The sequence below is a fragment of the Hoeflea sp. YIM 152468 genome (assembly GCF_029210485.1).
Lineage (GTDB): Bacteria > Pseudomonadota > Alphaproteobacteria > Rhizobiales > Rhizobiaceae > Hoeflea.
The window spans coordinates 104,017-116,243 of sequence record NZ_JARGET010000011.1; the positions used below are offsets into that span (position 1 = coordinate 104,017).

Sequence of the window (12,227 nt, forward strand, 5' to 3'; positions counted from 1 at the left end):
TAGGGGCAAGTTCACCACATGGACACAACGCAGGCGCACCGGCGCTCGATGCCTCTCCAGAGAGGGAAAAGGGGCTGACCTGGCCGCCGCCCTTCGTCCGAGCGACGACTTTTGCAGGCCACCGCGACTTGAGCTCTTGTCCATGCAGCTACGGGAACATGTCGCCACGTGCTCCGCACGCGCGGTAAATCAGACCGGCGGTCGGGCATCGATGCAACCGGCCACTTTGCCTCGCGGTCCGGAGCGGTTAAGACCAAAGGCCCGCTATCAAGTTCCGAGGCGCACGCCCATGCCCCCCTTTGCCGAAACCATCCTTGTTGTCTTCACGCTGATCGCGATCGGCTATGGGGCTGCGGCCTTGCGGGTGCTCAAGCCGGAGACCGGGGAAGGGCTGTCGGATTTCGTCTTTACCATTGCGGTTCCGCTCTTGTTGTTTCGCACCATCGCGACAGCAAGTTTCGATCAGGGATTGCCCTGGGCGGTGTGGGTGACCTACTTCACAGCCGTGCTTCTGACCTGGGGGTCGGCGCATGCGGTCATTCGTGCAGGCTTTGGCCGTGATGCGCGGTCGGGTGTGGTGGCCGGTGTGACGGCGGCGTTTTCCAATCTGGTGCTGCTCGGGATTCCTTTCATCACCGGTCTCTACGGCGAGCCCGGATTGGCGGTGCTGTCGCAGATCGTGTCGATTCACCTGCCGATCATGATGGCGGCGTCGATCATTCTGTTCGAGTGGGGGCTCAAGCGCGATGGCGCCGGCACCGGGGCCAAATCCCTTTCCGCCCTGCTTTCAGGCTTTCTGCGCCAGTTGATTTCCAATCCGATGATCATCGGCATTCTGGGCGGCATACTGGTGCGGCTGACAGGCCTCGCAATTCCCGGTGTCGCCGACCGGGTGATTGCCAGCCTCGCCAGCGTCGCCGGCCCCGTGGCATTGTTTGCGATGGGCTTCTCGCTGCGCGGCTATGGCATAAGAGGCCAGGTGCCGCAGGCTTTGACGATGGTCTCCCTGAAGCTTCTGCTGATGCCGGCGGTGGCTCTGGGCATGGCGCTGCTGCTGGATCTGCCGGACCTGCAGGCCAAGGTGGTGGTCGCCGCCGCCGCTCTGCCCGCCGGGGTCAACGCCTGGCTGATTGCCAGCCGTTTCGGCACCGGCCAGCGGCTCGCCTCGACCTCCATGACGCTCGGAACGGCGATCGCGGCGGTGTCGACGGGGGTCTGGCTTTTCATTGCCGACGCAGTCCTGTGACCACTTTGTCCACCGGCAAGAGGTGTTGTTTTTCTTTCGTTTGTTTTCTTTTGACATTCGCCAGGGTTTCGAATTAGAAAAAGTTACGGGTTGTGCGTGACTGGAGAGGCCAATGGCACAGGACAAGCTCTACGACGTTTTCGTCATTGGCGGCGGTATCAACGGATGCGGCATCGCCCGCGATGCGATCGGGCGTGGTTATTCGGTGTTTCTCGCCGAAATGAACGATCTCGCTTCCGGTACCTCGTCCTGGTCATCCAAACTCATTCATGGCGGCTTCCGCTATCTCGAATATTACGAGTTCCGGCTGGTCCGCGAAGCCTTGAGCGAGCGTGAAGTGCTGTTGTCGAATGCGCCGCATATCATCTGGCCGATGCGCTTTGTGCTGCCGCACCACAAGGACATGCGGCCGGCCTGGTTGCTCCGGCTTGGCCTGTTTCTCTACGATCATATCGGTACCCGCAAGCTGCTGCCCGGCACCACGACGGTCAATCTGAAAACATCACCGGTGGGAAAGCCGCTCAAGCCGCTGTTTTCCAAAGGATTCGAGTATTCCGATTGCTGGGTTAACGATGCCAGGCTGGTGGTGCTCAATGCCCGGGATGCGGCAGATCGCGGTGCCGAAATCCGCACCCGAACCGAGGTGGTGTCGGCCGAGCGCAAGGATGGTGTCTGGGAAATCGAAGTGACGGACCGGGCAAGCGGCGTGCGCGAGACGGTGCGGGCACGGCTGATCGTCAATGCCGGCGGACCCTGGGTCGACCGCATCCTGTCCGGTGTTGTGGGGCGCAAGGACGCGCACAATGTGCGGCTGGTGCAGGGCAGCCACATCGTGGTGCCGAAACTGCACGATCATGACCGCGCCTATATTTTCCAGAACGGCGACGGGCGGATCATTTTTGCACTCCCCTATGAAGAGGATTTCACCCTGATCGGCACCACCGATCAGGATTACACCGGCGATCCGAAAGACGTGGTGATTACCGATCCGGAAATCGACTACCTGTGCGCGGCGGCGAGCGAGTATTTCGCCAAGCCGGTGCAGCGCGATTCGATTGTCTGGACCTATTCCGGCGTCCGGCCGCTGTATGATGACGGAGCGTCCGCAGCCCAGGAAGCAACCCGCGATTACGTGCTCAAGCCCGACACGGCAGAAGGCGCGCCGCTGCTCAACATTTTTGGCGGCAAGATCACCACCTACCGCAAACTGGCGGAATCAATGCTGGAGCTGATTGAAGCCCGGCTTGGCAAGAAGGCAGCCCCCTGGACCCACCGGGCCGCCTTGCCGGGCGGCGATTTTCCCGCCGACGGGTTCGATGCGCAGGTGGCCCGGTTGCTTGCCGACTATCCGTTTCTCGACCCGAAGCAAGCCCGGCGCTATTTCCGCCAGTATGGCACCAAGGCACGGGTTCTGCTCGGCGGATGCTCCAGCCGGGAAGCTCTGGGACAGCATTTTGGCTATGGTCTTTATGCGCTGGAAGTGGATTATCTGATCGCCCAGGAATGGGCGAGGGAAGCCGCCGACGTGATCTGGCGGCGATCAAAGCGCGGGCTGCGGCTCGACAAGGACCAGGTTGCCGCGCTTGATGCCTATATGACCGGCAAACGCGCCGTATAAGGGTGACGCTGTCATGACCCGGATTTTGCTGATCCGGGTCAGGTATGGCGAGCAGGGGAGGACACAATGAGCGGATACATACTGGCAATCGACCAGGGCACCACATCGAGCCGCGCCATCGTTTTCGACAGCGAGATGCGCATTGCCGGTGTCGGTCAGCAGGAATTCGAGCAGTTCTACCCGCAATCGGGCTGGGTCGAGCACGATCCCGAGGAAATCTGGCAAACGGTGGTCTCGACGGTCAAGCAGGCGCTGAAACGGGCCGGCATTGGCGCATCGGAGGTTTCGGCGATCGGTATTACCAATCAGCGCGAGACGGTGGTCGTGTGGGACCGTGAAACCGGCGAACCGATCCACAAGGCGATTGTCTGGCAGGATCGCCGAACTTCGTCCTATTGCGACAAACTCAAGCGCCAGGACCTGGAAAAGACCTTCACGGCCAAGACCGGCCTGCTGCTTGATCCCTATTTTTCCGGCACGAAGCTGTCCTGGCTGCTCAGCACTGTTAAAGGCGCACGGAGCCGAGCGGCGCGCGGCGAAATTTGCTTCGGCACCATCGACACATTCCTGATCTGGCGGCTGACCGGCGGCAGGTCGTTTGTCACCGACGCGACCAATGCCTCGCGCACGCTGATGTTCAACATAAAGACCCAGGAGTGGGACCCGGAACTGCTCGAGATCCTGCGGATCCCGGTAGAAATGCTGCCGGAAATCAAGGACTGTGCGGCCGATTTCGGCATCACCGAGAAGGCCCTGTTTGGTGCCGAAATTCCAATTCTGGGTGTGGCGGGCGACCAGCAGGCGGCAACCATTGGCCAGGCCTGTTTCGAGCCCGGCATGCTGAAATCGACCTATGGGACGGGGTGTTTTGCGCTGCTCAACACCGGCGAGGACCTGGTGCGGTCGAAGAACCGGCTGCTGACCACCATTGCCTACCGGCTCGACGGCAAGGTCACCTATGCGCTGGAAGGCTCAATCTTCATTGCCGGAGCGGCAGTGCAGTGGCTGCGCGACGGCATCAAGGTGATCAACAAGGCCGAGCACAGCGGCGATCTGGCGGCTGAGGCCGATCCGACACAGGATGTCTATCTGGTGCCGGCCTTTACCGGTCTGGGTGCGCCGCACTGGGATGCTGATGCACGCGGCGCGATCTACGGCATGACCCGCAACACCGGTCCGGCCGAATTCGCGCGCGCGGCGCTGGAGGCGGTTTGCTACCAGACGCGGGATTTGCTTGATGCGATGCGGAAGGACTGGAAGAGTTCGGAGGCTGATACGGTGCTGCGCGTCGATGGCGGCATGGTGGCGTCCGACTGGACCATGCAACGGCTTGCCGACATCCTCGATGTTCCGGTCGACCGGCCGACGATCCTTGAAACCACGGCGCTGGGTGCTGCCTGGCTGGCGGGAAGCCGCGCCGGGGTGTGGCCCAAAGAAAAGGCGTTTGCCAAGGCCTGGGCGCGCGACAGGCAGTTCAAGCCCGAGATGGACGACAAGACCCGCAACGCCAAGCTCAAGGGCTGGCGCGACGCGGTGCGGCGGACGCTGAGCCAGGGCTGAAGGTTAGCAGTCAGACCGCGCGGCATCGCGGGGTTTTGGCGTTTGGCGAAAATGCTGTAGATTTTGCCCGGTATCGCCTTTGTCCTGCCAGATGGCGGGCAGGAACCGGATGCTGAGGGGAGTCATTTCATGCAGCTTGGCGCATTTTCACTCAGTCTCGCCGTCAAGGATCTGGCGGTATCGAGAGCGTTTTACGAAAAACTCGGATTTGAAGCCTTTGGCGGCGACGCGGCGCAGGGCTGGCTGATCATGAACAATGGTGGATGCGTGATTGGGCTTTTCCAGGGGATGTTTGAAAAGAACATGCTGACCTTCAACCCGGGCTGGCGTGAAACCGCCGAGCCGCTGGCGGAGTTTACCGATGTGCGCGCGTTGCAGAAGCAACTCAAAACCAAGGGAGTTGCGTTCGACGTCGAGGCGGACGAAACCACCACCGGGCCAGCGAGTTTTCTGGTCATGGACCCGGACGGCAATCCGATTCTTGTCGATCAGCACCGCTGACGGCAGACCGATCAGGGCCGGAAGGGGATGCAGGCATCGGGTTGGGTGCTGTTCAGTCTTTGAGTCGGCCAAACACTTTACTGCCTTGCTTTCACATGCATTCAAGCAGATGCGAAACTATCCTTCTTCCGGATTGACGCCTATTCGATGAAGCTGACATTGACCCCCGGCGTCACCATGCCGGCCAGTTCCTCTGCATCCCAATTGGTCAGCCGCACGCAGCCGTGGCTCTGGGTCTTGCCGATGGCGGAAGGTTCGGGCGTGCCGTGGATGCCATAGGTGGGTTTGGACAAGGCAATCCAGATGGTGCCAACCGGGCCATTCGGCCCGGGCGGAACCTGCAGAATCTTGTCATTGTTGCCCTGCTTGAAATTGATTTTCGGATTGTAGGTATAGCCGGGATTGTGGGCGATGCGTTCGATGGTCACGTCTCCCGATGGCGATGGCGTGTCGCTTGATCCGATCGTGGCAGGATAAGCTGCCAGAAGCTTGCCATTGGCATCATAGGCGCGAACCTGCTTGCGGCCCTTGTCGGCAATGATGCGGGTGACCACGCCGGTCTTTTTCGGGCCGATATTGACCACCTTGATCTGAACCCCGGGCAGGGTGAAATCGACATCCGGGTTGAGGGCTTTGAGATAGGCCTCATCCATGTGGAAGCGTTCGGCCAGCATCTCGAGTGTCGAGGTGTAGGCCAGGCGCTCCAGTTGCGCCTTCTCGGCATAATCGGTCGGGATCGAGGCCACGAACGGGCCTGCGGCGTCTTCCGCCGTGATGGTGTAGGTGGTGAACGCCAAGCCACCGCCTGCAGCAAGACGGCTGACGACAAGATCGGTATCCGCAGGATCAATGCGCTCGCCGGTTGCTTCCTCCCAGGCGTCAATGGCCTTGTTGACATTGGAGCCCATGCGCCCGTCAATGACACCCGGAGAGATGCCGTTGCGGTCAAGATAGACCTGCAAGGCAGCCACCTGGGCTTTTGACAATGCCGGAGCCTTCGGAGTCGTCCGGTGCTGCTGTTCGGCCTTCGCTGGCGGCGTTTCGACGGTGGGAGCCTTGATGATATCCGGTGCATCCGGCACAGTGCCGGTCATCGGGTTGAGATCGCGGCGTTCTATGCCTGCGCCGCTCTCCGGCATGGAGGCAAAGTCATCGCGGCGGAACTGTTGGCGCGGCGGCAACGGCCGCTCGGGAAACCGAGCGGCGTCCCGCTGGCGCCCAACACCGCTCTGCTGCTGGTATTGCCAGGCCGGGATTTCGAAACCGATTACCTGGTTCCAGTTGTCAATGAGAAGACGCCGCCCCTGATTGTCGATGACAATGCGAACCGAACCGGCCTCGGGGATGTCTCGCATCAAGTTACCATCAACAGTAACGAGAACCATGCGCTGGCCGCCATACTGATCAGCAAATGCCTGCGGCGCGGAGACGGGGCATGCCATCAGGAGTGCCACAGTCAGGAGCGCTGCGGCGGAGCGGAATCGGGCGGTCGTCATCATCTGGTCAACCTGCGGCTAGGAACGACAATAATGCCACCATCATTGTCACGGGCTGCTGAATACAAGCTGAACAAACGGTTTAAAACCGGCTTCAATATGGCAAGCCGACATAGTTTTCCGCAAGCGCGGCCTTTGTCGCTTCCGATTCGAGCGTGTAGGCAAGCTCGGCTTCCAGAATGCGGGCTTCGAACGGCGTCTGGTTGGGAAAGCGGTGCAACATGGTGGTCATCCACCAGGAAAAGCGCACGGCCTTCCAGACACGGCTGAGAGCGCGCTTCGAATAGGCGTCAAGCAGCGAAGCATCGCCTTCGAGAAAATATCCGCGCAAGCCTTCAAACAGATAGTTCACGTCCGAGGCGGCAAGGTTGAGCCCTTTGGCGCCGGTCGGAGGGACGATATGCGCCGCGTCACCAACCAGAAAAAGATTGCCAAACCGCATCGGCTCGGCGACGAAGGATCGAAGCGGGGCGATGGTTTTTTCAAAGGACGGCCCGATGGTCAGGGTCTCGGCAATTTCCGGCGGCAGCCGGCGGCGCAACTCGCTCCAGAACTGCTCATCCGACCAGGCTTCGACGCTGTCGCCGGCATCACACTGGATGTAGTGGCGGCTGCGGCTCATCGAGCGCATGGAGCACAGCGCAAAACCGCGGGAATGGCTGGCATAGATCAGTTCATGACTGACCGGAGGTACGTCGGACATGATGCCGAGCCAGCCAAACGGATAGACCTTCTCGAAAGTGCGGATTGCCGATTCGGGCACCGACCGCCGGCTTGCACCATGAAATCCGTCACACCCGGCAATATATTTACATTCCACGCGGACATCCTCGCCACCGATGCGGCAGGTAACGTGCGGCGTGTCGCCATCAAAATCATGCAGGTCGACCGAACTTGCTTCGTAGTGAGTCACGCCACCGGTTGCAGCGCGGCGCTCGACCAGATCCTTGGTCACTTCAGTCTGGCCGTAAACCATCACTGTTTTGCCACCGGTGAGCCTGTCGAGGTCAATCCTATGGAAGTCGTTTTCGTGGGTTATGGCAAAGCCACCGTGAACCATGCCTTGGCTGTGCATCCGTTCGCCGACACCAGCCCGCTCGAGCAGGGCCACCATGCCCTGTTCCAGAACACCGGCACGCACACGTGAGAGCACATGATCGAGGCTTGAGCGTTCAAGGATAATGGTGTCGACACCGATATCGTTGAGCAATTGCCCGAGCAGAAGGCCCGAGGGGCCGGCGCCGATGATGCATACCTGGGTAGTCAGTGTCTTCATGACGGCTCTCCCATGCGGTCGATGGATTTGAATAAGGCACGGGCTGCCGCGAGGCTGGCGCCGGTGGTTTCGCACATTTGTGGCAGGATCATCCATTCCAGCATCCACGCTGCACCGGAACGCTCCATCTCATGGATCTGGGCGTGGTGCATGCCGGAGACGAGTGTGGCGTTGTAGCGCGCCAGGGTGACAAGCCGCTCCGCTGTCACCGGGTTTTGCTTGTGTGGCATGGCGGAAGAAGCGCCTGCATCCGAAAGCCGGATGTCTTGCGGACCACGTAACGCCATGAGCGCCACGTCCTGGCCGATCTTGCCCAGCGCCCCGCTGAGATCGCCCATCCATGTGGCATGGGCGGTGATCGGGTCCCGCGCGGAATGCCAGCTGTGGCCAGGCCAGTGCAGGTTCAACTGCTTGGCGAGAGATCGGGCAACAGATTCGCGCCTGTCGCCGAGAGCTTGAAGTGTCCCTATCGCCCCGCCGAACTGAAGGAGGCCACTGCGGTGTCTCAGCGCCGGAAGCTGGTCGCGCAGTGTTTCGAGCGGCCGCCGCCATGCCGCCAGGCGATCTTGCGTGGAAAATCCCAGCGCCGGCTGCATCCGGGTTATGGCCATCAGCGGATTGCTGCCGTCGCGGGCGGCGAGACTGTCGAGGAGGGCAAGCAAATCATCAAGCCGGTCACCGAGAATGGCACTGATCCTTGCCAGCGCTTGAACCGTAGCGGTGTCGATCAGATCCTGACTGGTGGCGCCGTGATGCAGCAGCGAACTGCCTGGTCCCGAGACATGGGCGCGCAACTGCCGGACATAGTCGGGCACCGGCAGTCCGTCGCGAACCACAGCGGTGGCGATGGCCTCGGGATCGGGTTCGAAACCTGCAATCTGGCCAACCAGCCGCTCCGCATCGGCGGGCTCAATCAGGCCGGCCTCCGCAAGAGCGTGGATCAGCGCCTTCTCGAAGCTGGCGAAACGGGCGAACATGGCCGCATCGGAAAACTGCTTGGCGATTTCGCCATCAGTGAACAGTCGAGATGTCCAGCCGTACCCGCCTGTTTGCATGTCAGACCCGTTCCAAAGCGATGGCGATGCCCTGGCCGACACCGATGCACATCGTGGCCAGAGCCAGCTTTTCCTTGCGGATGGCAAGTTCGAGCGCGGCGGTGCCGGTGATCCGGGCGCCGGACATGCCAAGCGGATGGCCGAGCGCAATGGCGCCGCCATTGGGGTTGATGTGTTCGGCGTCCTCGTCGAGGCCAAGCTGGCGCAGGACGGCGATGCCTTGGCTGGCAAAGGCTTCATTGAGTTCGATCACGCCGAAATCGCTCGGCTTGAGACCCAGGCGGGCGCAGAGATTCCGGGTCGCCGGAGCCGGACCGATGCCCATGATGCGCGGCTCGACACCGGCAGTGGCGCCGCCGACAATGCGGGCGATGGGCGTCAGCCCATATTTCTTCGCCGCCGCCTCGCTGGCAATGATCAGGGCCGCCGCCCCGTCATTGACACCTGAGGCATTGCCGGCCGTGACGCTGCCGCCTGCGCGGAAGGGTGTGGGCAGTTTGGCCAGTTGTTCCGGTGTGGTGCCGGGACGCGGATGCTCATCGGTGTCGACGACAATCGGGTCGCCCTTGCGGCGCGGGATTGTCACGGCGACGATTTCCCTGGCGAAACGGCCTGAATCCTGTCCCTTGCCGGCCCGGCTCTGGCTGCGCAGCGCGAAAGCGTCCTGATCATCGCGTGTGATGTTGAAATCCGCAGCGACGTTCTCACCGGTTTCCGGCATCGAATTAATGCCATACTGGGCTTTCATCAGCGGATTGACGAAGCGCCAGCCGATGGTGGTGTCATGGATTTCCGCCTTGCGCGAGAATGCGCTGTCGGCCTTGGGCATGACAAACGGCGCGCGCGACATGCTCTCGACACCGCCTGCAATGACGAGGTCTGCCTCGTCGGAGCGGATGATGCGGGCGGCTGCGAGCACGGCGTCCATACCAGAGCCGCACAAGCGGTTGATGGTGGTGCCGGGGACCGTGACCGGCAATCCGGCCAGCAGCGCCGACATTCTGCCGACGTTGCGGTTGTCTTCGCCGGCCTGGTTGGCGCAGCCATAATAGAGCTCGTCAACGCTCTCCCAATCGACACCGGGATTGCGCTCGGTAAGCGCCCGGATCGGAATTGCCCCAAGGTCATCGGCACGGACAGTGGAGAGAGCACCGCCAAATCGACCAATCGGGGTACGGACGTAATCACAGATAAAAGCTTCGGCCATCAGGCGGCTTCTCCAGTTTTCCCGCCGGAATGGGCGGCTTTTGTACGGGCATTGAGATCGCGCAGCGTTGTCAGTTCGACACCGGATGGTCGCGATGTTTGGGCAAGGTCTTCAGCGAAACGGACGGTCCAGCCGCAATTGTCCTGAACCATTTCACGGGTCACACCGGGATGCAGAGACACCACCGTGAATTCCCGCGTTACCGGATCGGGCTTCCAGACTGCAAGGTCTGTGACCATCAGGGTCGGTCCCTTGGTGGAGATCCCGAGCCGCTGGCGATGGTCGCCGCCTTCGCCATGACCAAAGCTGGTGAAGAAATCGATCTTGTCGACCATCGCGCGCTTGGACTGCTTCAGGGTGATGAAAATCTCGCCGCAGGATGAGGCGATCTCCGGCGCACCGCCGCCGCCGGGCAGGCGGGTCTTGGGCGTGTCATAATCGCCGATGACGGTGGTGTTGATGTTGCCGAACCGGTCGATCTGGGCCGCGCCCAGAAAGCCGACGGTCACCCGGCCGCCCTGCAGCCAGTAGCGGAACATCTCCGGCACCGATACCGTGGTCACCGCAGTGTCGCACAGTTCGCCGTCGCCGATCGACAGCGGCAGAACCTGCGGTGCGGTGCCGATGGTCCCGCTCTCATAAATCAGGGTGACATCCGGCGCATGGGTCAGGCGGGCGACATTGCAGGCTGCCGAAGGCGCGCCAATGCCGACGAAGCAGACATCCGAATTCTTCAGCGCACGGGAGGCTGCAATGGTCATCATTTCGTCGGAGGTGAAATCAGGTTCGCTCATGCTGCGCTCCTCAAATGTTTGATCCTGTCGGCGAAATCCTCGGGCGTTGCGTCGAGAACATTGTCCTTCATCCAGGCAAGGAAGCGGTCGCGGTCAGCGGCAATCTTGTCCCAGGCGATATAGCTGGCATTGTCGCGCGGATAGTAGCCATGCGCATAGGAAGGGTGCGCGCCGCCCGGCACCAGTGAGATTGCGGTGACGGTCCAGCCCGGCAGGACACAGGCGTTGGGGTGGGTGTCGAGATCGTCCACGATCTCTTCGACGGTGACCACCGAGCGCTTAGCCGCCAGCACCGCCTCCTTCTGCACGCCGACGATGCCCTCGATCAGCACATTGCCCTTACGGTCGGCTTTCTGGGCGTGAATGAAGGTGACATCCGGCCGGATCGCCGGGACGGCGGCCAGTTCCTCGCCGGTAAACGGGCAGGTGACCGACTTGATGTTTGGGTTGACCCTGGCCAGCTCTGCGCCCTTGTAGCCGCGGAAGGTGGCGAAGGGGAGGCCGGCGGCACCGGCCTCATAGGCGTTTGCCATGGCGGCGTGGGAATGCTCCTCGATCTCGATCCGGTTGGGCCAGCCGTTTTCGACGGAATCACGCAGCCGCCGGAGCAGACCGACGCCCGGATTGCCGGCATAGGAGAAAATGAGCTTGCGCACAGCGCCCATGCCGATCAACTGGTCATAGACGACATCCGGGGTCATTCGCACAAGGGTCAGATCCTTGATGCCCTGACGGATTGCCTCATGGGCACTGGCATGCGGGATCAGATGGGTGAATCCCTCAAAGGCAACGGTGTCGCCCGCTTTGAGGTTCTGCGCCACCGCTTCGGGCAGCGTCATAAAATGAGCCATGGCTTGCTTCGCTCTCAGATATCGAAAAACACGGTTTCCTGCGGTCCTTGCAGATGGATGTCGTGGATGTAGCTGTTGCCGTCGCGCCTGGCGATCAGCGTGGTGACACGGTCACGGTGTTCAATGCGTCCCAGCACCGGGTCAGCGGCATTGGCTTCTGCCTCGTCGTCGAAATAAATCCGGGTGTTGAGCCCCAGATTGATGCCGCGGGCGGCGATCCAGACATTGATATGGGGGGCCTGCATCCGGCCATCGGGAAAGGCAACCCGGCCTGGCTTGACGGTTTCGAAACGGAAGATTCCGGTTTCGGCATGGGCGGGGGCCCGTCCCCAGCCTGAAAAATCCGATTCAGCAGTTTGATGGTAGATCCCGTCCGCGTCGGCCTGCCAGATTTCCACGAGCGCATCGGTGAGCAGATACCCGCCGCCATCGAAGACCCGGCCTTCAAGGGTAATACGTTCGCCCTTGGTCTGGTCGGTGACCATGGTTGCACCAAGGTCGGTATCGTAGACGCCTGTTATGCCGCAGAAGTTCGGTGTCAGGCCGATATGGACGTAGGGACCAGCGGTCTGCGATGCCGATTCCTTGACGGGATAAAGCGGCCTTTCGATCGGTGTCGCCAT

General features: G+C 61.4%; 11 protein-coding genes. 4 read left to right on the forward strand and 7 right to left on the reverse strand.

Translation table 11 applies throughout. From position 1 onward, the window contains the following. Positions 1-289 precede the first annotated feature (289 nt). From PZ897_RS05675 to PZ897_RS05690, 4 genes are all read left to right on the forward strand, one after another. Positions 290-1,246, forward strand: coding sequence for an AEC family transporter (locus PZ897_RS05675; protein ID WP_275750694.1), 957 nt, complete (start codon positions 290-292; stop codon positions 1,244-1,246). 112 nt (positions 1,247-1,358) lie between these two features. Further along, positions 1,359-2,864 carry a glycerol-3-phosphate dehydrogenase gene (gene glpD, locus PZ897_RS05680; RefSeq protein ID WP_275750695.1) on the forward strand — a complete coding sequence of 502 codons (1,506 nt, stop codon included), beginning with the start codon at positions 1,359-1,361 and terminating at the stop codon, positions 2,862-2,864. 66 nt (positions 2,865-2,930) lie between these two features. Then, positions 2,931-4,424 (forward strand): glycerol kinase GlpK, encoded by a 1,494-nt coding sequence (gene glpK, locus PZ897_RS05685; protein ID WP_275750696.1) that lies wholly within the window; start codon positions 2,931-2,933, stop codon positions 4,422-4,424. A gap of 129 nt (positions 4,425-4,553) precedes the next feature. Beyond that, positions 4,554-4,925, forward strand: a complete 372-nt coding sequence (locus PZ897_RS05690) for a VOC family protein (RefSeq protein WP_275750697.1) — start codon at positions 4,554-4,556, stop codon at positions 4,923-4,925. Positions 4,926-5,065: 140 nt separating this feature from the next. Here PZ897_RS05690 and PZ897_RS05695 read toward each other — a convergent pair whose 3' ends face one another. The 7 genes from PZ897_RS05695 to pcaG all read right to left on the reverse strand — a co-directional run bounded on the left by PZ897_RS05695 (position 5,066) and on the right by pcaG (position 12,227). Next, entirely contained in the window at positions 5,066-6,367 is a 1,302-nt protein-coding gene (locus PZ897_RS05695; RefSeq protein WP_275751022.1) for a L,D-transpeptidase, read from the reverse strand. Between the two features lie 148 nt (positions 6,368-6,515). Further along, positions 6,516-7,688 (reverse strand): 4-hydroxybenzoate 3-monooxygenase, encoded by a 1,173-nt coding sequence (pobA, locus tag PZ897_RS05700; protein ID WP_275751024.1) that lies wholly within the window; start codon positions 7,686-7,688, stop codon positions 6,516-6,518. Positions 7,689-7,693: 5 nt separating this feature from the next. Then, the gene (locus PZ897_RS05705; protein WP_275750698.1) at positions 7,694-8,752 is read right to left on the reverse strand and encodes a 3-carboxy-cis,cis-muconate cycloisomerase; all 1,059 of its coding nucleotides are present in this window, start codon (positions 8,750-8,752) and stop codon (positions 7,694-7,696) included. Position 8,753: 1 nt separating this feature from the next. Further along, on the reverse strand, positions 8,754-9,959 hold the full coding sequence (gene pcaF / locus PZ897_RS05710) for a 3-oxoadipyl-CoA thiolase (protein ID WP_275750700.1): 1,206 nt from the start codon (positions 9,957-9,959) through the stop codon (positions 8,754-8,756). Next, a complete protein-coding gene (locus PZ897_RS05715) occupies positions 9,959-10,753 on the reverse strand; it encodes a CoA-transferase subunit beta (RefSeq protein WP_275750702.1) in 795 nt (264 codons plus the stop codon). Before PZ897_RS05715 ends, pcaF begins: the two co-directional genes overlap by 1 nt. Continuing rightward, entirely contained in the window at positions 10,750-11,604 is an 855-nt protein-coding gene (locus PZ897_RS05720) for a CoA transferase subunit A (protein WP_275750704.1), read from the reverse strand. The genes PZ897_RS05715 and PZ897_RS05720 overlap by 4 nt, the downstream gene beginning before the upstream one ends. A 14-nt stretch (positions 11,605-11,618) precedes the next feature. Then, positions 11,619-12,227 (reverse strand): protocatechuate 3,4-dioxygenase subunit alpha, encoded by a 609-nt coding sequence (pcaG, locus tag PZ897_RS05725; protein ID WP_275750705.1) that lies wholly within the window; start codon positions 12,225-12,227, stop codon positions 11,619-11,621.

Coding starts and splice junctions, on each gene's coding strand:
- PZ897_RS05675 (WP_275750694.1), top strand. CDS start 290: ATGCCCCCCTTTGCCGAAACCATCCTTGTTGTCTTCACGCTGATCGCG.
- glpD (WP_275750695.1), top strand. CDS start 1,359: ATGGCACAGGACAAGCTCTACGACGTTTTCGTCATTGGCGGCGGTATC.
- glpK (WP_275750696.1), top strand. CDS start 2,931: ATGAGCGGATACATACTGGCAATCGACCAGGGCACCACATCGAGCCGC.
- PZ897_RS05690 (WP_275750697.1), top strand. CDS start 4,554: ATGCAGCTTGGCGCATTTTCACTCAGTCTCGCCGTCAAGGATCTGGCG.
- PZ897_RS05695 (WP_275751022.1), bottom strand. CDS start 6,367: ATGGCATGCCCCGTCTCCGCGCCGCAGGCATTTGCTGATCAGTATGGC.
- PZ897_RS05705 (WP_275750698.1), bottom strand. CDS start 8,752: ATGCAAACAGGCGGGTACGGCTGGACATCTCGACTGTTCACTGATGGC.
- pcaF (WP_275750700.1), bottom strand. CDS start 9,959: ATGGCCGAAGCTTTTATCTGTGATTACGTCCGTACCCCGATTGGTCGA.
- PZ897_RS05715 (WP_275750702.1), bottom strand. CDS start 10,753: ATGAGCGAACCTGATTTCACCTCCGACGAAATGATGACCATTGCAGCC.
- PZ897_RS05720 (WP_275750704.1), bottom strand. CDS start 11,604: ATGGCTCATTTTATGACGCTGCCCGAAGCGGTGGCGCAGAACCTCAAA.
- pcaG (WP_275750705.1), bottom strand. CDS start 12,227: ATGGCGACACCGATCGAAAGGCCGCTTTATCCCGTCAAGGAATCGGCA.